Source organism: Duganella sp. AC237 (genome assembly GCF_979254035.1).
In genome coordinates this window covers 5,317,670-5,342,984 of sequence record NZ_CEEDEW010000003.1, presented here as the reverse complement: position 1 = coordinate 5,342,984, position 25,315 = coordinate 5,317,670, and the positions used below count along the sequence as shown (strand labels likewise).

25 protein-coding genes are annotated in these 25,315 nt (G+C 63.8%); 15 read left to right on the top strand and 10 right to left on the bottom strand.

Annotation, left to right across the window (positions count from 1 at the left end; translation table 11 throughout):
* Positions 1 to 7: 7 nt before the first annotated feature.
* From AC0IYS_RS23700 to AC0IYS_RS23690, 3 genes are all read left to right on the top strand, one after another.
* Positions 8 to 577, top strand: coding sequence for a gamma carbonic anhydrase family protein (locus tag AC0IYS_RS23700; protein ID WP_471707480.1), 570 nt, complete (start codon positions 8 to 10; stop codon positions 575 to 577).
* Positions 578 to 829: 252 nt separating this feature from the next.
* The gene (locus AC0IYS_RS23695; RefSeq protein WP_471707479.1) at positions 830 to 3,181 is read left to right on the top strand and encodes a TonB-dependent receptor domain-containing protein; all 2,352 of its coding nucleotides are present in this window, start codon (positions 830 to 832) and stop codon (positions 3,179 to 3,181) included.
* 18 nt (positions 3,182 to 3,199) lie between these two features.
* Entirely contained in the window at positions 3,200 to 4,381 is a 1,182-nt protein-coding gene (locus AC0IYS_RS23690) for a hemin-degrading factor (RefSeq protein ID WP_471707478.1), read from the top strand.
* A 98-nt stretch (positions 4,382 to 4,479) separates the two neighbouring features.
* On the opposite strand, the gene AC0IYS_RS23685 is transcribed toward AC0IYS_RS23690, so the two are convergent.
* Genes AC0IYS_RS23685 through AC0IYS_RS23675 form a run of 3 tightly spaced genes read right to left on the bottom strand, consistent with a single transcriptional unit; the run spans position 4,480 to position 8,082 of the window.
* On the bottom strand, positions 4,480 to 5,673 hold the full coding sequence (locus AC0IYS_RS23685; protein ID WP_471707477.1) for a glycerophosphodiester phosphodiesterase: 1,194 nt from the start codon (positions 5,671 to 5,673) through the stop codon (positions 4,480 to 4,482).
* Positions 5,673 to 6,440, bottom strand: coding sequence for a TonB-dependent receptor domain-containing protein (locus AC0IYS_RS23680; protein ID WP_471707476.1), 768 nt, complete (start codon positions 6,438 to 6,440; stop codon positions 5,673 to 5,675). The genes AC0IYS_RS23685 and AC0IYS_RS23680 overlap by 1 nt, the downstream gene beginning before the upstream one ends.
* Positions 6,325 to 8,082: a TonB-dependent receptor plug domain-containing protein gene (locus AC0IYS_RS23675; protein WP_471707475.1), complete on the bottom strand. Its 1,758-nt coding sequence runs from the start codon at positions 8,080 to 8,082 to the stop codon at positions 6,325 to 6,327. The genes AC0IYS_RS23680 and AC0IYS_RS23675 overlap by 116 nt, the downstream gene beginning before the upstream one ends.
* Positions 8,083 to 8,213: 131 nt before the next feature.
* Between AC0IYS_RS23675 and AC0IYS_RS23670 the strand changes: the two genes are divergently transcribed.
* Complete coding sequence (locus tag AC0IYS_RS23670) at positions 8,214 to 8,537, top strand: hypothetical protein (protein ID WP_471707474.1); 324 nt, start codon at positions 8,214 to 8,216, stop codon at positions 8,535 to 8,537.
* Between the two features lie 7 nt (positions 8,538 to 8,544).
* Entirely contained in the window at positions 8,545 to 9,516 is a 972-nt protein-coding gene (locus AC0IYS_RS23665; protein ID WP_471707473.1) for a bile acid:sodium symporter family protein, read from the top strand.
* A gap of 195 nt (positions 9,517 to 9,711) precedes the next feature.
* On the opposite strand, the gene hslO is transcribed toward AC0IYS_RS23665, so the two are convergent.
* Both hslO and AC0IYS_RS23655 read right to left on the bottom strand, forming a co-directional pair.
* On the bottom strand, positions 9,712 to 10,665 hold the full coding sequence (gene hslO, locus AC0IYS_RS23660; RefSeq protein ID WP_471707472.1) for an Hsp33 family molecular chaperone HslO: 954 nt from the start codon (positions 10,663 to 10,665) through the stop codon (positions 9,712 to 9,714).
* A gap of 3 nt (positions 10,666 to 10,668) precedes the next feature.
* The gene (locus tag AC0IYS_RS23655; protein ID WP_471707471.1) at positions 10,669 to 11,193 is read right to left on the bottom strand and encodes a gamma carbonic anhydrase family protein; all 525 of its coding nucleotides are present in this window, start codon (positions 11,191 to 11,193) and stop codon (positions 10,669 to 10,671) included.
* Positions 11,194 to 11,353: 160 nt separating this feature from the next.
* Here AC0IYS_RS23655 and AC0IYS_RS23650 point away from each other — a divergent pair, with 160 nt between their 5' ends.
* From AC0IYS_RS23650 to bamC, 10 genes are all read left to right on the top strand, one after another.
* Positions 11,354 to 12,238 (top strand): alpha/beta fold hydrolase, encoded by an 885-nt coding sequence (locus AC0IYS_RS23650; protein WP_471707470.1) that lies wholly within the window; start codon positions 11,354 to 11,356, stop codon positions 12,236 to 12,238.
* A gap of 263 nt (positions 12,239 to 12,501) precedes the next feature.
* Positions 12,502 to 13,515, top strand: a complete 1,014-nt coding sequence (locus AC0IYS_RS23645) for a threonine ammonia-lyase (protein WP_471707469.1) — start codon at positions 12,502 to 12,504, stop codon at positions 13,513 to 13,515.
* The gene (locus AC0IYS_RS23640; RefSeq protein WP_471707468.1) at positions 13,509 to 14,342 is read left to right on the top strand and encodes a 3',5'-nucleoside bisphosphate phosphatase; all 834 of its coding nucleotides are present in this window, start codon (positions 13,509 to 13,511) and stop codon (positions 14,340 to 14,342) included. The genes AC0IYS_RS23645 and AC0IYS_RS23640 overlap by 7 nt, the downstream gene beginning before the upstream one ends.
* 120 nt (positions 14,343 to 14,462) lie before the next feature.
* A complete protein-coding gene (gene htpX, locus AC0IYS_RS23635) occupies positions 14,463 to 15,338 on the top strand; it encodes a protease HtpX (protein WP_471707467.1) in 876 nt (291 codons plus the stop codon).
* 73 nt (positions 15,339 to 15,411) lie between these two features.
* The gene (locus AC0IYS_RS23630; RefSeq protein WP_090314919.1) at positions 15,412 to 16,035 is read left to right on the top strand and encodes an L-threonylcarbamoyladenylate synthase; all 624 of its coding nucleotides are present in this window, start codon (positions 15,412 to 15,414) and stop codon (positions 16,033 to 16,035) included.
* A gap of 80 nt (positions 16,036 to 16,115) precedes the next feature.
* A complete protein-coding gene (locus AC0IYS_RS23625) occupies positions 16,116 to 16,793 on the top strand; it encodes a site-2 protease family protein (protein WP_471708927.1) in 678 nt (225 codons plus the stop codon).
* A gap of 7 nt (positions 16,794 to 16,800) precedes the next feature.
* A complete protein-coding gene (locus tag AC0IYS_RS23620) occupies positions 16,801 to 18,003 on the top strand; it encodes a tryptophan--tRNA ligase (protein ID WP_471707466.1) in 1,203 nt (400 codons plus the stop codon).
* 44 nt (positions 18,004 to 18,047) lie between these two features.
* Positions 18,048 to 18,596 carry a class I SAM-dependent methyltransferase gene (locus AC0IYS_RS23615; protein ID WP_471707465.1) on the top strand — a complete coding sequence of 183 codons (549 nt, stop codon included), beginning with the start codon at positions 18,048 to 18,050 and terminating at the stop codon, positions 18,594 to 18,596.
* A gap of 84 nt (positions 18,597 to 18,680) precedes the next feature.
* Positions 18,681 to 19,556 (top strand): 4-hydroxy-tetrahydrodipicolinate synthase, encoded by an 876-nt coding sequence (gene dapA / locus AC0IYS_RS23610; protein ID WP_471707464.1) that lies wholly within the window; start codon positions 18,681 to 18,683, stop codon positions 19,554 to 19,556.
* Positions 19,557 to 19,677: 121 nt separating this feature from the next.
* Positions 19,678 to 20,868, top strand: a complete 1,191-nt coding sequence (gene bamC / locus AC0IYS_RS23605; RefSeq protein ID WP_471707463.1) for an outer membrane protein assembly factor BamC — start codon at positions 19,678 to 19,680, stop codon at positions 20,866 to 20,868.
* A 196-nt stretch (positions 20,869 to 21,064) separates the two neighbouring features.
* On the opposite strand, the gene AC0IYS_RS23600 is transcribed toward bamC, so the two are convergent.
* From AC0IYS_RS23600 to AC0IYS_RS23580, 5 genes are all read right to left on the bottom strand, one after another.
* The gene (locus tag AC0IYS_RS23600; protein WP_315219227.1) at positions 21,065 to 21,313 is read right to left on the bottom strand and encodes a hypothetical protein; all 249 of its coding nucleotides are present in this window, start codon (positions 21,311 to 21,313) and stop codon (positions 21,065 to 21,067) included.
* Positions 21,314 to 21,603: 290 nt separating this feature from the next.
* Positions 21,604 to 22,080, bottom strand: a complete 477-nt coding sequence (locus AC0IYS_RS23595; protein ID WP_471707462.1) for a DUF7931 domain-containing protein — start codon at positions 22,078 to 22,080, stop codon at positions 21,604 to 21,606.
* Positions 22,081 to 22,099: 19 nt separating this feature from the next.
* Positions 22,100 to 23,221, bottom strand: coding sequence for a JmjC domain-containing protein (locus AC0IYS_RS23590; RefSeq protein ID WP_471707461.1), 1,122 nt, complete (start codon positions 23,219 to 23,221; stop codon positions 22,100 to 22,102).
* Positions 23,222 to 23,311: 90 nt separating this feature from the next.
* On the bottom strand, positions 23,312 to 24,070 hold the full coding sequence (locus AC0IYS_RS23585; protein ID WP_471707460.1) for an ABC transporter permease: 759 nt from the start codon (positions 24,068 to 24,070) through the stop codon (positions 23,312 to 23,314).
* A gap of 3 nt (positions 24,071 to 24,073) precedes the next feature.
* A complete protein-coding gene (locus tag AC0IYS_RS23580) occupies positions 24,074 to 25,306 on the bottom strand; it encodes an ABC transporter substrate-binding protein (RefSeq protein WP_471707459.1) in 1,233 nt (410 codons plus the stop codon).
* Between the last annotated feature and the right edge of the window lie 9 nt (positions 25,307 to 25,315).

Sequence of the window (25,315 nt, the reverse complement as noted above, 5' to 3'; positions counted from 1 at the left end):
ACACCGCATGCCTTTATTCCCGTACCTCGACACCAGCCCCGTCCTTGCTGACGACATTTATCTGCACGCCACGGCGCAAGTGATCGGCGACGTTCGCATCGGCCGCGACAGCTCGATCTGGTGCAACACCGTGCTGCGTGGCGACGTCAACCGCATCGTCATCGGCGAATGCAGTAACGTGCAAGACTTCGCCATGGGCCACGTCGCCCACAAGCACCCGGGCAAGCCGGACGGTTCGCCGCTGATCATCGGCGACTACGTCACCATCGGCCACTCGGTGCTGCTGCACGGCTGCACCATCGGCAATGAATGCCTGATCGGCATGGGCTCCATCATCATGGACGACGTCGTGGTGCAAGACCGCGTCATGATCGGCGCCGGCAGCCTCGTCTCGCCGGGCAAGGTGCTGGAAAGCGGCCACTTGTACGTCGGCCGTCCGGCGAAAAAGGTGAGGGCGCTCAGTGCAGAGGAAATCGCCTACCTGAAATATTCGGCCGAGCACTACGTCCGCGTCAAAAACAACCACATCAGCAGTGAAACCCAAGCAAAGCAAAGTCAGGCAATGCAAACGCTCTGACCGCCCCATGGCCTGAACACGTGAAAAAATCTACATCACGTAGGGCGGATTAGCGCAAAGCGCGTAATCCGCCAAGCGCCGCCAACACCGTCAAAAAATTTCCACCCGGGTTTGCCCATAATCGCTTTGATAATAATCAATCTTTACACGTTCACCACTTGTAAATGAGAATCATTATTGTTAGTATGCGTTTTTGCCAGCAATCGCTGTAAGTCCGAGAGCCAGCCGTCCACAACTCTCTCTTGGAACTCTATGGCCACCACCACCACGGGCGCCCGGCATCCGGCCGCGCCTACCCACAACTTGCGGCCGCGCCTGATGGGCGTCGCAGTGCACTCCGCCATGATCACCCTGATGGCCGCCACCATGCTCCCGGCACATGCCCAGCAAGCTCAAGCGGCAGCCGCCGCCAGCGCCCCGGCCCTCGGCGAAATCGTCGTCCAGGCCAAGCGCGACGAAGCCGCCTCCACCCGCAACGGCACCACCACCGTCGTCAAAGCCGAGCAACTGGAACAAAACAACGCCATCGATATGGCCAAGATCGCCCGCTACTCTCCGCTGATCAGCGTGCCCGCCGCCGCCAGCGGCGGCGCCAACGTCTGGGACAGCGCCGGCAACACCGGCATCAACATTCGCGGCGTCGAAGGCAACCGCGTCAGCCTCGAAGTCGACGGCATCGCGCTGCCGGACGCCGCGCCGCGTCCGGAAAGCACATCGATGAATTCGTTCGGCATCGGCCGCGACTACTTCGACCCCGAGATGTTCCACTACGTCAGCATCGGCTCCGGCGCCAGCCCTGCCGGCGGCGGCACACCCGGCCTGGGCGGGGCCGTCTCGTTCGTCACCAAATCGCCGGAGATGTACCTCGACGGCACCCGCAAGCTCTACGCCGACTACAAGTTCGGCTACGCGTCGGAACAGGCGTCGCGCATGCACGCCGTCACCGCCGCCACCGCGCTTGGCGACAGCCTGCAAGCGCTGATCGTCGCCGTGCACCGCGACGGCGCCGAAACCAAGACCGAAGGCGACGCCGTCCCCAACCCGGACGACTGGTCCTCGGATGCCGTGCTGGCCAAGCTGAACTGGAAGCTGGCGCGCGACCAGGAACTGCGCTTCACCGTCGATCACTACAAGGCCGAGCACGATCGTATCTATAACAACAAGGTCGGCGCGCTGTATCCGGCAGGCGCGACGCAGAACTCCAATACCGAGCGCACCCGCTACAGCGTCGAACACCGCTACACACCGGCTAACAACCTGCTGTTCGACAAGCTTGAAACCAAACTGTATAAGCAAACCGCCTCGGTCGAGGACTTCACCAACGCCAACTACGTCACCGGCGGTCAGCCCTACATCCGCGACATCACCACCGGCTATTTCAACGATAGCAAAGGTCTCGCGTTTGACGCGGTGAAACAATTGAACCCGTCGATCATGCTCGGCTACGGCGTGCTCTACGAGGAACTGGAAAGCCGCCGTCCATGGCTGGAGGACCGCACGGTCGTGCGCACCGGCGCCCACCAGATCACGATGAAGAACCGCATGGCCGACATGGACACCGACAAGCTGGCCGCCTACGTGCGCGGCGAGTTCGGGTTCAACCTCGCCGGCCACCAGGCCACATTGACGCCGGGCCTGCGCGCCGAGCGCCGCGAGCTGACGCCTAAGAACCTGCAAAACTACCTCATCGCCGTGCCGAGCGCGGCGAAGGAAATCCGCGAGGAAAAGGACACCTTCGTCACGCCGAGCCTGAACTTCTCGGTCGAGCTGACCCCGCAGCTGAGCACCTACGCCCAATACACGCGCGGCACCCGCTTGCCGAGCGCGGCCGAGCGCACCGGCACCTACGACTCGTTCAGCTACACGGCCGCCGGCAACGCTTACGCCGTGCTGGGCAACCCCGACCTGAAAAAGGAAACCAGCAATGCCTTCGAGGTGGGCCTGAAGGGCGCGCCGACGCCGGGTGTCGAGGTCAGCTTCTCGCTGTTCCACACCAGCTACGACAACTTCATCGAATACGCCGCGCAGGCGCCCGACCCGGTCAACTACCCGACCATCACGCAAGGCCTGTTCCGTCCGGAAAACGTCGGCAAGGCCAAGATCCGTGGCGGCGAAGTGAGCAGCCGATTCGCGCTGGGCCAATGGTGGCAGCCGATGCAAGGCTACAGCCTGGCGCTGGCCGGCGGCATCTCGCGCGGCACGGCCGAAAACAAGGACAGCGGCAAAAAGGCCGACCTGGCCTCGGTGCAACCGTACAAGGCCAATGCCACGTTCGCCTATGACGACCCGGCCAAGCGCGGCGGCGGCGCCTTCATCGTCAGCACCGTGCGCGGCAAGCGCGCCGCCGCCGACGTGTTCACCAGCGCCACGACCGGCATGTTCGCCGTGCCCGGCTACACCGTCATGGACCTGACCGCGTACTGGCACATCAACCAGCACGCCACCGTCAGCGGCGGCCTGTACAACCTGGCCGACCGCAAGTACTGGGACTACGCCTCGTCGCGCAGCCTGGTTGCCGGCACCACGGCAGCCACCCTGGCCGACATCGAACGCCAGGCACGTCCGGGCCGCAACTTCGCCGTCAACCTCAAAGTCATCTACTAAACCACCCACGGAGCCAACATGAAACCTCACCATCGATTCACCCTGGCGCTGACCGGCGCCTTATTGTTCACCGCGTTGCCGGGCGGCGCCGCCAGCCTGGCCGAGCGCTGGGACAGCCTACGCGCCGAGCAGCCCAAGCTGGCCGCGCGCGACGCCGCCAAAACGCTCAGCGTCTCGGAAGCGGACCTGCTGGCGACGGGCATCGGCAAGACCGTCGTCCGCCTCAAGGAAGGCGACACCGTGCCGCGCGAAATCATGCGCCGCGCGCTGGACCTGGGCAAGGTGCTGGCGCTGACCCGCAACGAAAACGGCGTGCTCGAGCGCACCGGCGTCGCCAGCAAGCTCAAGTCTCAGGACGAGATTCTCGGTCTGGAAGAAGACAAGCAGAAGGAACGCGAAGCGCGCCTGCGCAACATCGCCGGCGGTTATCTGGGCGGCCAGATCGACCTGCGCTTCACCTTCGACAAATGGAAATACGCGTTCGCGGTGACGCAGCCGGGCAAGGACGGCGTCGTCTCGCGCAGCCTGCAATTCTTCGACGCCAGCGGCAACGCCGTGCACAAGCTGTACCTGAAAAACGACGCCGGCGTACCGGTGTTTGACAAGCTGGTCGCCGACTTCCGCGCGCCATCGCAAAGCGCCGACCTGAAGGTTGCCGCGCAACCGGTCAAGGCTGCCGAAAAACCGGACAGCGCGATCGACGTCAAGGAATTCCAGCTGGCATGGAACGAAATCAACGACGTCCACCAGTTCAACCGCCTGTTGACGGAATTTGGCGTCTCGCGCCAGCAAGCGATGCGCCTGGCGCCGGCCGGCGCCGCCACGCGCATCACGCCGCAAGCGGTACGCCAGCTGCTGGAAGAGACCGCAAAGCAAAAGATCGACATCATGGTCTTCCTCGGCAATGGCTCGACGATCCAGATTTTCAGCGGCAAGGTCGGCAAGGTCGCCGCCTCGTCGGGCTGGTTCAACGTGCTCGACCCGGAATTCAATTTGCACCTGCGTGACAGCGCCTTCGCCAGCGGCTGGGTGGTCAAGCGCGCCGGCATCACCTCGGTCGAATTCTACGACCACAACAGCGACCAGGTGGTCAGCTTCTTCGGCGTGCGCGAACCGAAGAAACCGCAGCCGGAAAGCTGGCTCAACATGACCGCCGCGTTGCCGAAAGCCGAAGACGCCGCCCGCCAAGCCAGCCGCTAACCCTGCGGGGGTCAAGTCTGTCATTCGGACACGGCCTCTACGGTGCGAGGGCTTTACAGTTAAGCTCGTGTCCGAATGTCAGACTTGACCCCGGGGTTTTAGGCACCGACGGCGGCGCGGCCCAGCGCGGGATCGTCGGTGAAGAAGCCGTCCAGACCGACGGCGATGTAGCGTTTCATTTCGGCGATCGAGCCGGCCTCGTTGCGCGCCTGCAAACTGCCGCCGTCGCGGAAATCCGCCGCCAGGAACTGGTTTTCGGGCCGGAAGGTCCACGGCTCTACGCGTAGGCCGGCCTTGTGCGCATCGTCGACGAATGAGCTTGGCTCGGCCAGGCTGCCGTCCTTCTTCAGCGGGATGATCGAGCGCGTCGGCGGCGCGATCACGTCGGCGTATTGCGCGATGTCGCGCATGCCTGCCGGCGTGCACATCTGCGCGAAGGTGAGCTTGCCGCCGGCCGCCGCGACGTCCATCGGCCGCACGTCCTGGCCGATGACGAGCTGCATGATGCGCAGGTTGGCGCGCCGGCCCAGCTTGCCGCGCAGGTATTTCAGATTGGCGACCTCGAACGATTGGATCTCGACCGGGTTGCGGCGCGTGTAATCGTGCGCGTCCAGAATCGACAGGAAACGGTCCTCCAGCGGCAGGCCGACGCTGGCGAAATAGGTCGAGTGCTTCAGCTCCGGCACGATGCCGATGATGCGCCCGCGCGCCGCCGCCTCGGCCGCGACGAAGTCGATGATCTCCTCGAACGTGGCCACCTGGAACATGCCGTTGTACTGCGCGCTGCCCGGACGATAAGCCGGAATACGTTCAACCGCGCGCAGGGTCTTCAGTTCGGCCAGGGTGAAGTCGTCGACGAACCAGCCGTCGTGCGGCTCGCCGTCGATGGTCTTGCGCGTCTTGCGGCTGGCGAACTCGGGATGGCTGGCCACATCGGTGGTCTCGCTGAGATACGCCTCGTGCCGCGCCACCAGTACGCCGTCCTTGGTGCTGCACAGGTCCGGTTCGACATAGTCGGCGCCGTCCGCGATGGCCTTGGCGTACGAAGCCAGCGTGTGTTCCGGCCGCAAGGCGCTGGCGCCACGGTGCGCGAACACCAGCGGTTTCTTGCCGCCGCCGATGCCGCCGGCGCCGACCGGCGCGATGCCCGGCAGGCCCGACTGGTCAGCCAGGCCGCCGCTCGCCGCCAGCACCGACGATGCCGGCAACAGCAGCGAGGCGCCGGCGGTCAGCGCCGCCGTTTGGATAAAGCCCCGGCGCGACAGGCGCGAAGGTAAATAAAGTTTATTCATCAGAAGTCGGCCATCAAAGTCAGGAAGCCCTGACGTGGTGCGATCGGGAATGTATTGTAAGTCCCGCTGGCCGCGCCGACCACCACATTCAAGCTGCCTTCGCGGTCGGCCAGGTTGCTGATGTTGACGCGGTAGCGCGCGTTCTTGATCAAGCCGCCGTTGAGGAAGGGCAGCTTGCCCGACACGCCCAGGCTCATCAGGAAGTAGCTCGGCACCGACAGGTCGTTGGTGTAGGTCGCATAGCGCTTGCCGACATAGTCGCCGATCAGCTGGAACTCGGTGTCGGCGACAGTCAGCGTCGCGACCGTCTTGTTCATCCACTCCGGGCTGCCCGGCACGGCCTTGCCGGCGGTCGGCACGATGTCCTTGCCGTTGCGGTAGTTGTCCTGGTACTCGGAGCGGTTGTACGACAGTGCGTTGTACAAAGTGAACATGCGGCCGAAGTGCAAGGTGCCGGACAGGTCGATACCGTCGGTCTTGACGCTGCCGACGTTGGCCAGCACCGGGTTGCCGCCGATGATGGACGAGATCACCGGCGTCGGGCTGATCTGCAGCAGGCGGTCCTTGAAGTTGACGTGGTAGACGTTGACCTGGCCGTCGATGGCGCTCAGCGCGCCGAGGTTAAGCTGGTGGCTGGTGCGCAGGCCCGCTTCATAGGTGATCGAGGTTTCCGGCTTGGCGGTGTCGCGGAACAGGTCGAACGCCTGCTGGCTCGCCAGGCTCCACGGCGACGCGCCGCCACCGCCATAGGTGACGAACTGGCGCATGTTCTTCTGCACGTTTAACGAACAGTTGATCCTGCGCCGTGATGTCCCAGCGCGCGCCGATCTGCGGCAGCAGCCATTTCTTGGTGGTGATCTTGCCGACCGGCAGGGCGGTCGAGCCGTTGGCGATGGCGCCCACTTTAGGCTGCACCGGGAACTGGCCGTCGGCCCATTGCAGGCTCGACTTGAAGCCTGCTTGCAGCGCCAGGTCGTCGCGCACGCGCCATTCGTCCTGCACCGAAATCTGCGCGACCTTGTTGTCGATCTTGCTGCCGTATTGCGTGATCAGCGGATCGCTCGGACGGTCGTATGGCGAGCTTGGATTGTTGACGTCCAGCGCGTACCAGCGCCGGTAGGCCGACGAGCGGTTGCTTTCGAGCCAGAGGCTGGCCTGCAATTTGTGGTCGCCCAGTTCCGTGGTCAGGCTCGACAGGTAACCGCTGCGGTTGATGACGTATTCGGTGGTGCGCGTCGCGTAGCCGGAGTTGCCGAACACCTGTTTCAGGTTCTGTCCGGGGAAGTACACCGCGAACAAGCCCGGCAGGCCCGCGACGCCGATCGGGCCGGCCACCACGCCGACGCCGTCGTCGTTGTGATAGTAGATCTGGTTCGACCAGGTGGTCGATTCGCCCAGGTTCATGTCGAACTTGGCGTAGGTCAGCCAGTCGGTGCGCTGGGCGTCGCTGTAGTAGTTGCGGTAGTTGTTGCCTTCTGCGGCCGGGGTGGCGCCGGTTGGCGAAAGGTACGACACCGCCTGCTGGAAGTTCGGGTACAGGAAGGGACGGGTGTATGGCTGGAACTTCTCGGTGGCCGAGCGCACGGTACTGTCCTCGTTCGGCTCGATCTTGTCCGAGTAGTTGACGAACAAGGTCAGCTTGCCCAGGCTCGACTGGTTGACGAACTTGGCGTTGAACTGGTCGCCGCCCTGGCGGCCCTTGAAGTCCCAGGCGCGCTGCTCGTGGTGCACGCCGGAGATGTAGGCGCTGTTGCCTTCGCCGAAGGCGCCGGTGTCGTAGCGCAGGAAGGTGCGCGAGGTCTTGTAGCTGCCGACAGTTTGCTGGACGGCAAGGTTGCGCGTCTGCGAGGGATCGCTGGAGAAGGTCTCGATGGTGCCGCCCAGGTTGCTGGTCGACGCGGTCGACAGGTCGCCTGCGCCCGACGACAGAATTACGCTGCCGACGTTCTCGCTGATGACGGCGCGCTGCGGCGACAGGCCGTTGTAGTTGCCGTATTGCTGGTCGCCCAGCGGCACGCCGTCCATCGTGTAGCCCAGCTGCGGGCCGCTGAAGCCGTGGATGAACAGCGAGGTGTTTTGTTCGTTGTTGCCCCACGGGTCGGCGGTCTGGAAGCTCACGCCCGGCAGGGTTTGCAGCGCTTTCAATGGATTAATACCCGGCAGGATCTTCTGCATATCGCTCTTGGTCATCGCGACCGAGGAGCGGGTCTTGCGGGTGGCGATTTCCACGGTGGCCATCGGCGCGGCGGCGGCTGCGGCGGTGTCCACAGTATCGGCAGCGGCGGCGGGGGCTTCCGCTGCATTGGCCGGGGCGGCCATTTCAGCGACGGCGGCGGCAACGTTGGCGGCCATGGCCAGCATCGGGAAGCTCAGCGCGGCGAAGCACACTGCGGATAATTTCTTGTTCATGTTCTGCCTTGAAAACCGGTTAAAAGAGTTACAACAGGAATAGCAACGCTGCGCATGATAGTGATGGCGTGTTACCGGATGATGACGGGCATGCGGTACACTGCCGTATGGAAATAAGAGGGAACAACACGATGCGCATACTTCTGATGCTGGCGTTGGCGTTGCCACTGGCCGGCTGTTACACGGTCAATCAGGCACGGCTGGGCAACTTCGTCACCGACACCGTCCAGCCCGGCATGCCGCTGGAGCAGGCGGTGGCGCGCATGCGGGTCGAGGGCTTTGCCTGCAACGCCAGCAGCCCCGGCACCGTGACGATCTGCACCCGCGCGCAGGAACGGCTGATGCGCGGTGAATGCGTCGAACGTGTCGATCTGATCCGCAACCAGACGTCGGCCAAGACCTTGGGCGCGGTCGATATCCTGGAAGTCCAATGCGCCAAGCTCAAGATGTGGTAACCCAGCGATGACCCGTCCCAAATTCCTGCCCGATAACTTTACCTTGGCAATGGTCGTGACGATCGTCGCGGCCAGCCTGTTCCCGTGCACCGGCCAGGGCGCGGTGATCTTCAACGGCATCACCCATGCGGCGGTCAGCCTGCTGTTCTTCCTGCACGGGGCCAAGCTGTCGCGCGAGGCGGTGGTGGCCGGCATCACGCATTGGCGGTTGCATTTGCTGGTGTTGCTGTGTACGTTCGCGCTGTTTCCCGTGCTGGGATTCGTCCTCAAGCCGCTGCTGATGCCGCTGGTGACGCCGGACCTTTATCTTGGCATCCTGTTCCTGTGCATGCTGCCGTCGACGGTGCAATCGTCGATTGCCTTCACGGCGGCCGCGCGCGGCAATGTGCCGGCGGCGATATGCAGCGCGTCGGCGTCGAATTTGATCGGGATTTTCCTGACGCCGTTGATGGTCGGATTATTGACGGCCGCGCAGATGCAGGGTGGTTCGCCGTGGGAGTCGGCGTTGCAGATCGCCTTGCAGTTGCTGCTGCCGTTTATCGCAGGGCAGGTCGCGCGGCGCTGGATCGGCGCCTGGGTCGAGCGCAACAAGCCGCTGACGCGGATGGTCGATCAGGGCTCGATTCTGCTGGTGGTCTACACCGCATTCAGCGAGGCGGTCGGGCAGGGGCTGTGGCACCAGCTGTCATGGGCGTCGCTGGGCGGGCTGATGTTGATTGACGTGGTGTTGCTGGGATCGGTGATGCTGATCGCCGCGCAGTTGGCCCGGCGTCTGGGATTCAGTCGCGCGGACCGGATCGCGATCGTCTTCTGCGGTTCGAAGAAGAGTTTGGCCAGCGGCGTGCCGATGGCCAAGGTGCTGTTCGCGGGCGGCGCGCTGGGCGCGGTGGTGTTGCCGTTGATGCTGTTCCATCAATTGCAATTGATGGTGTGTGCAGTATTGGCGCAGCGGTACGCCAGGGATGGCGAGGAAGGGTGAGGCCGCTGGCGGCTCGGTGGCGGATTACGGCGTGCCGCCTAATCCGCCCTACGTGCATCCGTGGTGCTGCGGCGGTCGTGGCCGTCATCGTTAACGGTTGAAACTTCGTGATCCACGTAGGGCGGATTAGCGCAGCGTAATCCGCCATGAGCCGCCAAAAGCTCAAAACGGATTACGCGACCGCCGCCAGCAAGATCAATGCTTAACGTCGCTCGCCGGTATCAACGCCGCGACCGGCTCATCACTGGCGAACAACTGCGCGCAATCGACCTTGTCGTAATCGTAATGCTGCCCGCAGAAATCGCAATTCACCCCAACGTGACCTTGTTCCTCCAGGACGCTGTCAACCTCCTCGCGTCCCAGCATCTTCAGCATGTTACCCACCTTCTCGCGCGTGCAGGTGCAATGGAACGAAGGGCTCAACGGATCGAACACCCGAATCGTCTCTTCCCAGAACAAGCGCTGCATCAACACATCCACGGTCGTTTCCAGCAACTCCTGCTCCTTCAACGTCGAGCCCAGGATCACCGCCCGGTTCCACGTCTCCAGCGCGTCTTCCTGCGTCAGCGGCTCGGCGCCGGCTTTGCCGCCATGGTCCGGCAGCTTTTGCAGCAGCAGCCCGCGCGAGACGTTATCGTCGGCCGCCAGCCACAGCTTGGTATCCAGCTGTTCCGAGCGCAGCATGTAGTTTTCAATGACGGTCGCCACATCGTCGCCGTCCAGCGGCACGATGCCCTGGTACGGCTGCTGGCCCGGCACCTTGTCGGCCGGATCGAGCGTGATGATGAAGCGGCCCTTGCCGTTGGCGTTCAGCATTGCCGGCAACGTCGCGTCGTCGGCGATGACGGCGCCCTCGGCCAGCTTGGCGGTGGCGCGCAGACGCAGGTCGGCATCGCACTCGACCACCAGCAACTGCACCGGACCGTCGCCGTGGATCTGCATGATGATCGAGCCGTTGAATTTCAGGTTGGCCGACAGCAGCGCTCCGGCGGCGACCATCTGGCCCAACAGCTTCTTGACCGCAGGCGGGTAGTCGTGGCGCGACAACACCTCGCGCCACGTGGCCGAAATGTCGATGAACTCGCCGCGCACGGCGGCGTTCTCGAAGATGAATTTCTGCAGGACATCCGTAGTCAGGGTAATGCTCATGTTTTATCCAATCTTTTTGAGTTGCGTCTTGAACAGCTGGCCGCGTTGCACATAGCTGTCGGCGCTGGCGAGCAAGCGCGCGGTATCCTCGGCGGTCAAGGTACGCACGGCCTTGGCCGGCGAACCGATGATCAGCGAGTTGTCCGGAAATTCCTTGCCCTCGGTGACCAGCGCGCCGGCTCCGACCAGGCAACCGGCGCCGATCTTCGCGCCGTTCAGGATCACCGCCTGGATGCCGATCAGGGCGCCGTCGCCGATGGTGCAGCCGTGCAGCATGGCTTGGTGGCCGATGGTCACGTTCTTGCCCACGGTCAGCGGGTAGCCCATGTCCGTGTGCATCACGGTGCCTTCCTGGACGTTGCTGTTCTCGCCGATGGTGATGCGTTCGTTATCGCCGCGCAAGGTCGCGCCAAACCACACCGAGGTGTTGGCCTTCAACGTGACTTTGCCCACCAGGGTCGCGCTGTCGGCGACAAATGACGATGCATCGATCTCTGGCGCGTGTTCGCCCAGTTGATAAATAGACATTGGAAACCTTCGGTTGAATGATGGGAACGGCGGGATGGCGCTATTTTACGCTTGCACCACCAGCGAACGGTCGTGCTATTATTTTGCTTTGCGGCCAGCAATGTACCGATATTGCGCCGACTCCGCCGTTTTCAAGCTGCCTGAGACAAGGACCAGAACCATGACGCTGACACCATCCCGCTCCGAATTCCTGACCATACGCGGTTTGCGTTGCCATTTGCATCACTGGGGCAGGGAAGGCGCGCCCAAGATCTTCATGCTGCACGGCTGGATGGACGTGGGCGCCTCGTTCCAGTTCGTCGTCGACGCCTTGAAAGGCGACTGGCACGTGATCGCGCCGGACTGGCGCGGCTTCGGCCTGTCCGACCGCAGCGGTGATGACACGTATTGGTTCCCCGACTATCTGGCCGACCTGGACGCGATCCTGCGCCACTATTCGCCTGAGAAGGCGGTCGACATCGTCGGCCACAGCATGGGCGGCAACATCCTCGGCCTGTACGCTGGCGCGCGGCCCGAGCGCATCCGCAAGCTGGTCAATCTGGAGGGCGCCGGCCTGCGCGCCGCCAAGCCCGAGCAGGCGCCCGGCCGCTACGCCAAGTGGATGGACGGCTTGCTGGAAAAGCCCGAGCTGCGCACCTACCCGTCGCGACAGGCGGTGGCGGCGCGCTTGCAGAAGACCAATCCGCGCCTGAGCGACGAGCGCGCCGCTTTCCTGTCGCAGCACTGGTCTGCGCAGAACGAGCAGGGCGAGTGGGAAATCCTCGGCGACCCCGTACACAAGCAACAAGGCCCGCTGCCGTACAACGTCGACGAGGTGATGGCCTGCTGGAAGGCTATTACCGCACCGGTGCTGTGGGTCGAAGCCGATCAGACCAATATGTGGGACTGGCTCGGCTCGAAGCCGGGTGGGCAGGTCGAGCTGGAGCGCCGCCTCAGCTTTTTGCGCGACGTCACCCGCAAGATGGTGCACGATGCAGGCCATATGCTGCACCACGACCAGCCGGTCGAGCTTGCGGGGTACATCGAGGAATTCTTGACCACATGATCGGTAGTGCTTGCAAGCACATTGGTTCTTTGGCATGATTGACCGCATGAACCCGCATAACACCACCGTCACGAACCACCGCCACGTCGCCCCAGACGCTGGCCTGGCCGCGTTTGCCGGTTGCGGTCAGTCTTTCTCCATTATTCGAATTATTCAGGGTCGCTGAGCTGCGGCTGCGCCGGTGCTCGGCGCCCCAGTCCCAGCGCTTCCCCGCGCGCGGGCCGTGCCCGCGTCTTCCCCTGAATAGTTTAATGGAGCACCCAATGACGACATCCCACCCGTATCCCTCGCTGGCCCAGATCCGCGACACCGCCGCACGCCTGCACGGCAAAGTTCTGCATACGCCCGTCTGGCGCTGGCAAACCGGCGTCATCGAAGAACAATTCCCCTCCACCGAAGTCTGGCTCAAGCTGGAATTGTTTCAGAAAACCGGCACCTTCAAGCTGCGCGGCGCGCTCAATTGCATCGAGGCGCTGGACGCGGCGGCGCGTCAGCGCGGCGTGGTCGCCGTCAGCGCCGGCAACCATGCGATTGCCGTGTCGTACACGGCGCGGCTGGCCGGATGCAGCGCCAAGGTCGTCATGCCGGCCCACGCCAGCCCGGCGCGCATCGCTGCCTGCCGCGAGTTCGGCGCCGAAGTGCTGCTGATGCCGGACGTACACCAGGCGTTCGCGCGTGGACGCGAGATCGCGCGCGACGAGGGCCGCACCATGCTGCATCCCTACGACGGCCCGCTGACCGCTCAAGGCACCGGCACGGTTGGACTGGAACTGATGGCGCAGGTGCCCGATCTGGACGCAGTGGTGGTCCCGGTCGGTGGCGGCGGCTTGTGCGCCGGCATCGCCGCCGCGGTCAAGCAACTCAATCCGCGCTGCGCCGTCTACGGCGTCGAACCGTTCGGCGCCGACGCGTTGTACCGCAGCTTTGCCTCGGGCACGCCGGAGACCCTGGAACGGGTCGATACCGTCGCCGACAGCCTGGGCGCGCCGTATGCGATGGAGTACAGCTTCAACGTCTGCCGCCGCTTCGTCGACGAGGTGGTGCGGGTCGACGACGACCAGATTTGCGAGGCTATGCTGTATCTGTTCCGCGACGCCAAGCTGGTGGCCGAGCCGGCGGCGGCGGTGGCGACGGCCGCGTTGTTCGGCCCGCTGCGCGAGCGGCTTGAGGGCAAGCGCGTGGCCTTGCTGGTATGCGGCTCCAACATCGACCCCGCGCGCTTTGCGGAGTTGCTGTGCAGGGGCGCGCGCATCCGCGATACAATGACAGCATGTTAAAAGTCGATCTTCACTGCCATTCCAATGTCTCCGACGGCGTTCTCGCACCCGCCGCCGTGGCCGCCCACGCGCGCAAGGCCGGCGTCGACGTCTGGGCGCTGACCGACCACGACGAAGTCGGCGGCATTCCTGCCGCGCGCGCCGCCGCGAAAGAGCAGGGGATGCAATTTGTCTCCGGCGTCGAGATTTCGATCACCTGGGCCAATGAAACGGTGCATATCGTCGGTCTGCGCATCGACGAGACCAACGCTGCGCTGCTCAACGGCCTGGCGTGCACGCGCTCGGGCCGCGACAACCGGGGCCGTGAAATCGCGCGCCAGCTCGAAGCGGCAGGCATCAAGGGCGCCTACGAGGGCGCGCTGACCTATGTCGGCAATCCGGACCTGATGTCGCGCACCCACTTTGCCCGCTATCTTGTGGAAATCGGCGCCTGCGCCAATATTCCGGACGTGTTCAAGAAATACCTGTCCGAGGGCAAACCGGGCTATGTGCCGCATTGCTGGGCCAGCCTGGCCGATTCGGTCGAGTGGATACGCGGGGCAGGCGGCATCGCCGTCATCGCCCATCCGGGTCGTTATCGCTTCAGCCATCTGGCCCAGGGCCAATTGTTTGACGAGTTCAAGCAATTGGGCGGGCAGGCGATCGAGGTCGTCACCGGTAGCCATACGCCGGACCAGTATCCGGTGTATGCGCAGTTGGCGAATAGTTACGGTTTTCTCGCCTCGCGCGGCACCGATTTCCATGCGCCGGGCGAATCGCGTGTCGATTTTGCGTTGTTGCCGCCATTGCCCGCCAATGTCAAACCCGTTTGGCATGATTGGTTTTAGGCCTCGCCGGTAAAACCGTCCGCTGATTACCGGCGGTAATTAATATTGCCATCTTGATTTTGCGCAGAGCCGGTCATACCTTATGATCTGGACAAACTTGTCCGTACCGGAGAACAACCAATGAAACGCATCGTCCTGTTTATCGCCACCAACCTCGCCGTCATGCTGGTGCTGTCCATCGTGCTGTCGCTGCTGGGCATCGGCCGTCCGGGCGCGGGCGGCAACCTCGAAATGGGCAGCTTGCTGGCGTTTTCGCTGGTGGTCGGCTTCACCGGCGCGATCTTCTCGCTGCTGATCAGCAAGCCGATGGCCAAATGGTCGACCGGCGCGCGCGTGATCGAGACGCCGTCGTCGTCGACCGAGCTGTGGCTGGTCAACACCGTCAAGGCGCTGTCCGAACGCGCCGGCATCGGCATGCCCGAGGTCGCGGTCTACGACGGCGAGCCGAACGCCTTCGCCACCGGCGCCTTCAAGAACTCGGCGATGGTGGCCGTGTCGACCGGTTTGCTGGAAAACATGAACCGCGACGAGGTCGAGGCCGTGCTCGGCCACGAGGTGGCCCACATCGCCAACGGCGACATGGTCACCATGACGCTGATCCAGGGCGTGGTCAACACCTTCGTGGTGTTCCTGGCGCGCGTGGTCGGCTTCTTCGTCGACAAGGTCTTGCTCAAGAACGACCGCCAGGGCACCGGCATCGGCTACATGGCCACCGTGTTCGTCTGCGAACTGGTGTTCGGCCTGGTCGCCTCGCTGATCGTGGCCTGGTTCTCGCGCCAGCGCGAATTCCGCGCCGACGCCGGCTCGGCCAAGCTGCTCGGCAGCAGCGTGCCGATGCAGCACGCGCTGGCCCGCCTGAACGGCATGGAGCCGGGCGCCTTGCCGCAATCGATCGCGGCGGCCGGCATCACCAACCGCGGCGGCTGGGGCGCGCTGTTCTCGACCCACCCGCCTTTCGAGCAGCGCATCGCCGCCTTGCGTAGCGTACAATCCTGATCTTATTAATAGCGGCCTCGGCCGGCTTTAGTCGGTCACGACTTCAGCCAAGCCGAGGCCCTGCCAACCAACCATGAGTCAATTCTTCCAGGTCCATCCCGTCAACCCGCAAGCGCGCCTGATCAAGCAGGCGGCGCAGATTATCGACGGCGGCGGCATCGTCGCCGTGCCGACCGATTCCTGCTACGCGCTGGTCTGCCACCTGGACGACAAGGGCGCCGTCGAGCGCCTGCGCCGCATCCGCGGCATCGACGAGAAGCACCATTTGACCCTGCTGTGCCGCGACCTGAGCGAGATCGGCGTCTACGCGCGCGTCGACAACCGCCAGTTCCGCCTGCTCAAGAGCGCCACGCCGGGGCCGTACACCTTCATCCTCGAGGCGACCAAGATCGTGCCGCGCCGGCTCAGCCATCCGTCCCGCAAGACCATCGGCCTGCGCGTGCCGGAGAACCCGATCGTGCTGGCGCTGCTGGAACAATTGCAGCAACCGCTGCTGGGCACCACCCTGATCATGCCGGGCGAGCAGGACGCGCTCAACGACGCCGACACCATCTGCGAGCGGCTGGGCAAGCAGATCGAGCTGGTCATCGACGGTGGCGCCTGCAGCATGGAGCCGACCACCGTGATCGACCTGACCGGTCCCGACGCCGAGCTGGTACGCCAGGGCCGGGGCGACGCCGCCTTGTTCGGACTCTGATTCTCCCTTTGCGACAAGGCAAGTGCGCCGGCCTTCGACGGCGCCCAAGATCACTTAGCAGCCTCTGGTAGAATCCCTCCATCATGGATATAGATAGCATCGTCCAGACCATCACGGTCTACGCCATTCCAGTTCTTTTTGCAATTTCCCTGCACGAAGCGGCACACGGCTATGTCGCCCGCTACTTCGGCGATCCCACCGCCGCCGATCTTGGCCGGCTGAGCATCAACCCGATGCGCCATATCGACCCGTTCGGCACGGTGCTGCTGCCGCTGGTCCTCAGCCTGCTGACCCTGCCGGCGCTGGGCTACGCCAAACCGGTGCCGGTCGATTACAACCGCCTGCGCAATCCGAAAAAGCAGATGGCCATCGTGGCGGCCGCCGGTCCCGGCGCCAACTTCGTCATGGGACTGGGCTGGATGGTACTGTGGGTGGTGCTGACGTTCGTGTTCCATGCCGACCAGGACGACTTCTTTATCCTGATGGCCAAGGCCGGTATCGGCGTCAACTCCGCCATGTTCGTGTTCAACCTGATTCCGCTGCCGCCGCTCGACGGCGGGCGCATCGTCACCGGCATCCTGCCGATGCCGCTGGCGCGCAAGTACGCGCAGATCGAGCGCTACGGCGTCTACGTCTTCATCGGCCTGATCCTGATGATGCAGTTCGGCCTGCTGACCGGCTTCCTCATCAGCGGCATGCATCTGGTGCAGACTGTTTTCCATTTGCTGGTGAAACCGCTGATCTTCCTTTTGGCTTAAGCACACCATGTACCCCGATCGTGTCGTTTCCGGCATGCGTCCGACCGGCTCCATGCACTTGGGCCACTATCACGGCGCGCTGAAAAACTGGATCAAGCTGCAGGCTGAGCAGCCGTGCCTGTTCTTCGTGGCCGACTGGCACGCGCTGACCACGCACTACGACGACCCGAGCGTCATCGAGCGCAGCACGTGGGAGATGCTGATCGACTGGCTGGCCGCCGGCATCGATCCGTCGCAGACGACCTTGTTCATCCAGTCGCGCGTGCCGGAGCACGCCGAGCTGCACCTGCTGCTGTCGATGGCCACGCCGCTGGGCTGGCTTGAACGGGTGCCGACCTACAAGGACCAGATCGACAACTTGGCCAACAAGGACCTGGCCACCTACGGCTTCCTCGGCTACCCGCTGCTGCAGGCGGCCGACGTGCTGATCTACCGCGCCAGCCTGGTGCCGGTGGGCGACGACCAGGTGCCGCATATCGAGATGATGCGCGAAATAGCGCGACGTTTTAATCACTTGTACGGCAAGGAAAAAGGCTTCGAGGAGAAGGCGGAAAAGGCCGTCAAGAAGCTGGGCAGCAAGCGCGCCAAGCTTTACATGGAGTTGCGCACCGAGTACCAGCAGGACGGCAAGGACGAGGCGCTGGAGCAGGCGAAGGCCATGCTCGACGACGCGCAGAACCTGTCGCTGGGCGACCGCGAGCGCCTGTTCGGCTATCTGGAGGGCAGCCGCAAACTGATCCTGGTCGAGCCGCAGGCGCGCCTGACCGCCGCCTCGCGCATGCCGGGCCTGGACGGACGCAAAATGTCCAAGAGCTACGGCAACGCCATCGCGCTGCGCGAGGACAAGGACTCGGTCGCCAGGAAGATCCGCACCATGCCGACTGATCCGGCCCGCGTGCGCCGCACCGATCCGGGCGACCCGGCCCGTTGCCCGGTCTGGCAATTCCACCAGGTGTATTCCGACTCGCCGACCCAGGCCTGGGTGCAGCGCGGCTGCATGTCGGCCGGTATCGGCTGCATCGAGTGCAAACAACCCGTTATCGACGCCATCGTCAAGGAACAGGAGCCGATGCACGAGCGGGCCCAGCAATATCTGGACGACCCGTCGCTGGTGCGCGCCATCGTCGCCGACGGCAACGACGCCGCGCGTCGGCTGGCGCAGGACACCATGCGCGACGTGCGCGAGGCCATGGGCCTGGCCTACACGTAGCGCTGGAAACTTTGTAACCCTTCGTAAATTCCGGTAAAGACATCATGAGCGATAACATCTCTTCCTGGGTGCGGCGCTACGCCCCCCTGATCCCTGGTGGCGAGGTGCTGGATCTGGCCTGCGGCAACGGCCGCCATACCCGCCATCTGGCCTCGCTGGGCCATTCGGTGGTCGCGGTGGACCGCGATCCGGAGGCGCTGGCGCTGGCGGCCGGCCCCGATATCACCACGTCCAACATCGACCTGGAGGAGGCGGGCGCCGCTTGGCCGTTCGGTCCCGCGCGATTTGCCGGTATTGTGGTAACAAACTACCTGCATCGCCCGCTAACCGCCGCGATGATCGCCAGCCTGGCGCCGGACGGCGTGTTGATCTACGAAACCTTCGCAGAGGGTAACGCGCAATTCGGCAAACCGTCGAACCCTGACTTTCTGCTCAAGCCGGGCGAACTGCTGGACTGGGCGCGCGGCCACGGCCTGCGCGTGGTCGCGTTTGAGGATGGCGTGGTCGATGCGCCAAAAGCTGCCATGGTGCAACGAATCTGCGCCGTGAAGCCTGATTTTCCGCGCGTGGCGGCCCTGTTGCCGCCATTTTGAAACCCGATTTGTCGCCCCGAATGCACCATAAGCGCGGCTCATCGTCTACAATCGTCGTTTTAATACTTTATGCAGTGGTTTCCTATGATTAAGGGCAGCATAGTAGCAATCGTCACTCCGATGCACCCGGACGGCAGTCTGGACTTCGAGGGCCTGAACCGCCTGATCGACTGGCACATCGCCGAAGGCACGGACAGCATCGTCATCGCCGGCACCACCGGCGAATCGGCCACCGTCAGCGTGGAAGAGCACTGCGCCCTGATCAAGGCGACGGTCGCCCACGCCAAAGGCCGCATCCCGATCATCGCCGGCGCCGGCGCCAACTCGACCGCCGAAGCGATCAAGCTGACCCGTTTTGCCAAGGAAGCGGGCGCCGACGCCACGCTGCAAGTGGTTCCCTACTACAACCGCCCGACCCAGGAAGGCATGTTCCAGCACTTCAAGGCCATCGCCGAAGCGGTGGACCTGCCGGTGATCCTGTATAACGTGCCCGGCCGCACCGTGGCCGACATGAGCAACGAGACCATCCTGCGTCTGGCGGCCGTGCCCGGCATCGTCGGCGTCAAGGATGCGACCGGCAACATCGGCCGCGGCTACGACCTGCTGCGCCTGGCGCCGAAATCGTTCGCCGTCTACTCCGGCGACGATCCGACCGCGATGGCGCTGATCCTCGGCGGCGGCGCCGGCAACATCTCCGTCACCGCCAACGTCATGCCACGCGCCATGGCCGAGATGTGCGCGGCCGCGCTGGCCGGCGACATCCCGACGGCGGTGGCGTTGAACAATCAAATGTTCCCGCTGCACCAGAAGCTGTTCATCGAGCCGAACCCGGTGCCGGTCAAGTGGGCGTTGGCGGAAATGGGCAAGATGCCGGCCGGCATACGCCTCCCGCTGGTGCCGCTGGGCGCCGATTGCCACGACGCGGTACGCGCGGCCCTGCGAGAGGCCGGCGTACTGTAAAACCCCGGCAGGCATGCGCGCGCCCGCGATGTTGCACGGGCGCGGTGGCGGCCTGAGCAACAAGCCCCGACTCGATCGGATCATATTTTGCTGCACTCCAGCTTCTTATAACAGTAACGACATGACTATTCGCAAGACAGCTTCTATTTCCTCGCAGCGCGTGCTGGTACTGGGCGCATTGATGGCCAGTTTGACCGGTTGCGGCATGATCAGCTCCGTCATCGGCAACGACAAGGTGGACTACAAGTCCGCCAAAAAGGCCAGCACCCTGGACGTGCCGCCGGATCTGACGCAATTGCAGAAGGATAACCGCTACTCGCTGCCGGACTCGAACAACGGCGTCGCCACCGCCTCCGGCTACAACGCCGCCAAGGGCGCGGCCGCCGCCGCCGGTGTCGGTCCTGGCGTGGTCGTGCCGGGCCAGCCGCTCGCCGGCACCGTGGTGCCGACCAGCGTCAACGACATCAAGGTCGAGCGCGACGGCAACCAGCGCTGGCTGGTGATCAAGCAGACGCCGGAACAACTGTGGCCGCAGCTGAAGAAGTTCTGGGAGGATTCGGGCTTCACCCTGGCGCAGGAACTGCCGACCGCCGGCATCATGGAAACGGAATGGAACGAAAACCGCGCCAAGATTCCGCAGGATTTCATCCGTAACACCATCGGCAAGGTATTCGATTCGGTCTATTCGAGCGGCGAGCGCGACAAGTTCCGCACCCGCATCGAGCGCCGCGCCGACGGCGCCAGCGAGATCTACATCAGCCATCGCGGCGCCCAAGAAGTGGTCACCGGCGCCCAGAAGGAAAGCACGATGTGGACCCCGCGTCCGAACGATCCGGGCCTGGAAGCCGAATTCCTGGCACGCATGATGAACAAGCTGGGCAACGGCGGCGAAGACACCTCGCCGGCCAAGACCGCCGTCGAATCGGCCATCGTCCAGCCGCAGCACGCGTCGCTGGTCGGCACCGGCGCCGACCGTGCCGTGCAGGTGGACGAGGGCTTCGACCGCGCCTGGCGCCGGGTCGGCTTGGCGCTCGACCGCGCCGGCTTCACCGTCGAGGACCGCGACCGCACCAGCGGCACCTACTTCGTCCGCTACATCGACGACGCGACCGAAACCAAGGGCTTCTTCAGCAAGCTGTTCAGCTGGGGTTCGTCGTCGGAAGCCGATAAGGAAGCGCAACGCTATCGCATCTCGGTCAAGGCCGGCGCAGGCAACAGCAGCACCGTCACCGTGATGAACAATGCCGGCAAACCGGAAACGGGCCCGGTCGGCGATAAGATCCTGAACCTGCTGCACGAGCAATTGAAATAAGCTGCGATGGCAGTGGCGGCGCCGGATTGGCGCCGCCGTCTGAATATCCCGGAGAATATCCGGGCATAAAAAAACCGGTGCCACGCGCCGGTTTTTTTATATCTGCGGATAAATGGAGATTTCCATTGGACGCAAAAGCTTCAGGCGAAAAAAAACCCGCCGGCGCCAAAAGCGCTGGCGGGTTCTTCCTTACTGATTACTTCGAAGCAGCAGGTGCCGAAGCAGCTGGAGCAGCAGCGTCAGCAGCAGGAGCGGCTGGAGCAGCAGCGTCAGCAGCAGGAGCGGCTGGAGCAGCAGCGTCAGCGGCTGGAGCAGCTGGAGCAGCAGCTGGAGCAGCTTCTGGAGCCACTACTGGTGCTGGGGTAACGGTGGTTTCTTCTTTTTTCGAGCAAGCGGTCAGAGCAGCAACGGCCAGCAGGGAAACGATCAGCAGGGATTTTTTCATGAATTTTCCTTAGTAAATACAAAATTGAACACAGTGTTGCGATTAATAATTACCGGTAATTATCGCTCATTAGGTCGTCTTCGAAGGCTTTTCGTACCTGACATGGTGCCTGCCAGACAACGGAAACTTCCTAACCGAATATTATAGCGATTTTTACTGCGTCGCAATAGGACAAAGAGCCGTTCTCACAACTATTTTGCGGTATCGCAACATTTCGCTTTCGACTTCGGTTTAGGGAAGCCGGCCACTACCGGAGTTCGCTTCGAACACCGCATTTTACCCCTAACCGCTCAGAGTCCTGTTGAGTTTGCAAACATTCCAGGTCCTGATTCGTCCCAAATTGTAAGGAAACGTTCCAAAGGGGTGTTTATATCGGTCGGGCCGTAGAAAACTGCTTCACCACGGAAATGGTCTGAATGGAAACGCCGGACGATATGAAGCTCGTCGGCAATACAGAACGAGTCTGTTAGTTGCCGCAGCGACTGACTGGTGCGCCTGATCTCGATCGCATGGCCGTAATCCTTAACCAAACGCAAGAAACGCGGGGCGTCCCGCTCGATCACGCGGCCGTCGTGGGCGACCAGTTGCAGGCGGCCGCCACCTTTTAAAAAGCGGCGCAGCACCGCATCGGTGGCGCTGCCGCCCAGGTTCCAGATGGCGAAATCGGGATCGAACAGACGCAGCGTGTGCTCGGCGCGGGCCAGGCAGGCGTCCAGCTGCTCGACAAACCCGCTTTTCGTCGTAAAGGTAACTACTTGCCTTTCCATCGCGCCTCCGCCTGATTGATCAGCCTAGTTCGATCCAGCCGTCCTGATACCACGTGTACAGCGCGTCCATCACATCGTCGGATGCCGTCGCCAGCTCGGCGCCGGTCAGCGCGCGGTTGTTGGCGAGTAATTCCAGCGCCACCTTGTCGGCGCGGCCGACGCCGAACGATTCGCCATTGATGAACACGTGCTTGCCGCGATACAGCATCTGCGTCTTGCGCGACAGCGACAACCCCTTTTTCGCCGCCGCCTCGCCGAACTTGCCGAAAGTCAGCGGTTTGGCCGGTCCGGTGAAGAATACGTTGTGCTTGGGCTCCGACATATACTCGCCCAGGAAGATCGTCACGTCCTCTTCGGTGAAGCGGACCTTGTTGATTTCCTCGGTGATCGTGTCGAGCATGTGGCGCGGGATCTCGGCCGGCTTGGCGGTCGCCTCCAGCTCCGGATCGGCGTAGCGGCCCGGCAGGTCGATCGAGTCGGCCATGAATTGCAGGAACGCCTCGCCCAGCTCCTGGTAAGACGGCGAGCGGAAGCCGATCGAATAGGTCTGGCAATCGCCGATGGCCACACCGTCGTGCGCGTAGTGCGGCGGCAGGTACAGCATGTCGCCCGGATTGAGGACGAACTCCTCGTTCGGCTTGAAGTTGGCCAGGATCTTGAGCGGCAGGCCCTCGACCAGGCTCAGGTCCTTCTGCGGGCCGATGCGCCAGCGGCGCTGTCCCTGCGCCTGCAGCAGGAACACGTCGTAGGAATCGAAGTGCGGACCGACGCCGCCGCCGTCGGTGGCGAAGCTGACCATCAGGTCGTCGAGGCGGGCATCGGGAATGAAGCGGAACTGGCGCAGCAGGTCGTCGGCCTTGGCGTCGAACAGGTTGACGCCCTGGACCAGCAGGGTCCATTCCTTTTGCGTCAGCGGCGGCAGGTTTTCCAGCGGGCCGTGCTGCATCGACCATTCGCCGTCGACGGCCGCGATCAGGCGCGATTCGGCGTGGTTGGTCGAGGCCAGCTTGGTCAGTGCATCCAAGCTCAGCAGTGGCTTGAAGCCGGGGATGGCGTTACGGATCAGGAGTGGCTTTTTGTGCCAGTAGTCGCGCAGAAACTGCGCCGGCGTGATGTCGCCGAGGAGCGGTAATTTTTTCATACCGCATTATAAACCCGCACCCCAGTCAGAGGGGTCGGACCCGATGGGTCCGACCCCGGCGGTCCGCGCCGTGCGGGTTGACGTGTGCGTTCAGCGTGCGTGCAACCAACGCGCATGCAGCCAGCGCGCCAGATAATCGAGCGCGAACCCCAGCACGCCGATCAGCACAATCGCCGCCATCAACTCGTTGTAAGCCAAGCGGTCGCGCGCATCGAGTATGAAATACCCCAAGCCCGCTGACACCCCCAGCATCTCCGCCGGCACCAGCACGATCCAGATAATGCCGATCGCCAGCCGCACGCCGGTCAAAATATCGGCCGTGATCCCCGGCAGCACCACCCGCAGCACGGTCTCCGTCCTGGTGGCCGATAAACTTCGCGCCAGCAGCAGCCAGTTCGGATCGAGCCGCGCCACGCCGGTGGCGGTGTTGAGCAAAATCGGCCAGACGGCAGCGAACGCCAGCAAAAAATACACCGGCGCGTCGCCCACGCCCAAGGTCATCACCGCCAGCGGCATCCACGACAGCGGCGACACCATGCGCAGCAACTGGAACAGCGGCATGGCCGCCGCCGCGAAGCGCCGCGAACTGCCGACCAACACCCCAAGCGGCACGCCAATCAGCACCGCCGCCCCCAGGCCGTAACCGACCCGGCGCAAACTGAGGCCGATGTCGCGCCAGATGTCCGGCCCTTGCAGCAGTTGCAGCAGCGCGCGCCCGGCCTCCAGCGGCGCGAAGGCCGACGCGATCGGCGTATCGTTTTCCAGCGCGACTACGCCGGCGTGCCACAGCACCAGCGCGACCGCGAAACCGAGCAGCGGCAAGCCGACGCGATTCACCAGATTCCCCATTCGTCAGACCGCCAGCACTTCGCTGCGCAGCAGGTTGGCCGGCAAGCCGAACGCGCCCGGACCGCCAACGGCGGCAATCGCCTTGCGCACGAAGCGGTCGTCGATCAAATCACGCGCGACAAACGACGGCTCCAGCTTTTGCAGGAAGCCGGTGTCGCCTTCCAGACGCGTGGTCTTGAGCGCCTTGACCATCTGCTCCGTGTACGACGCGAACGGGTAGGGCTGGAAGTCGATGCGGCGCTGGTTCCAGTCCTTGTGGACGATGACGCCGCGCTTTTCGTAGTCGGCGTAGTCGGTCACGGTCAGCACCTTCGACAGCACCTGCAGCGCATGCGGCGTGTAGCGGTGCGCGTCGCCATTCGACAGCAGGCGCGCGGTGTCGATCTGGTTCGAGCGTGTCCACAGCTGCGCCTTGACGATGGCGTTGGTCACGCGCTGCGCCCATTCCGGACGGGCGGCGATGTCGCGCTCGGACAGGAAGGTGACGCAGCAAGCGTGGTTCTTCCAGACGTCGCCGGAGAAGCGCAGCACCTTGCCGACGCCGTTGGTTTCGGCCAGCGCGTTGAACGGCTCGGCGACGATGAAGCCGGCGATCGATTTGCTGGCCAGCGCGGAGACCATCTCCGCCGGCGCCAGCACCACCAGATTGACTTCCTTCGGCCCGATGGCGCCTTCGCGGCCCTTGGCCACCACCGACAGCCCGGCCTTGGACAGGATCTGCTGCAGCAGGATGTTGTGGATCGAGTACCAGAACGGAATCGCCACCGTGCGTCCGCCCAGGTCGGCGACGCTGTTGATCTCCTTGGCCACCGTCAGCGCCGAGCCGTTGACGTGGTTCCACGCCACCACCTTGGCCGGGAACTTGGCACCGTAGCGCACCGACATGGTGGCCGGCGACAGCAGGTGGATCACATTGACCTGGCCGGAGACGAAGGCCTCGATGATCTGGGCCCAGCTGCGGAACAGGCGCGGCGTCTCGGCCTGCAAGCCCTCTGCCTCGAACAGTTTGCGCCCGTGCGCCACCAGCAGCGGCGTGGCATCGGTGATCGGCAGATAGCCGATCTTGACCGGCTGGTCGTCGCCTTTCGGGCCTTGCTGCGCCATGGCGTCGCCGGCGAATAGCAGCGGCGCGGCGACGCTGGCGCTACCGAGCGCGGACACGCGCAGGAAATCGCGGCGCGTCATGCCGCAGTCGCAATCGGAGGCGGCGCAGATATGGTAAGGGTTTGCGGTCATGGAGGGCTT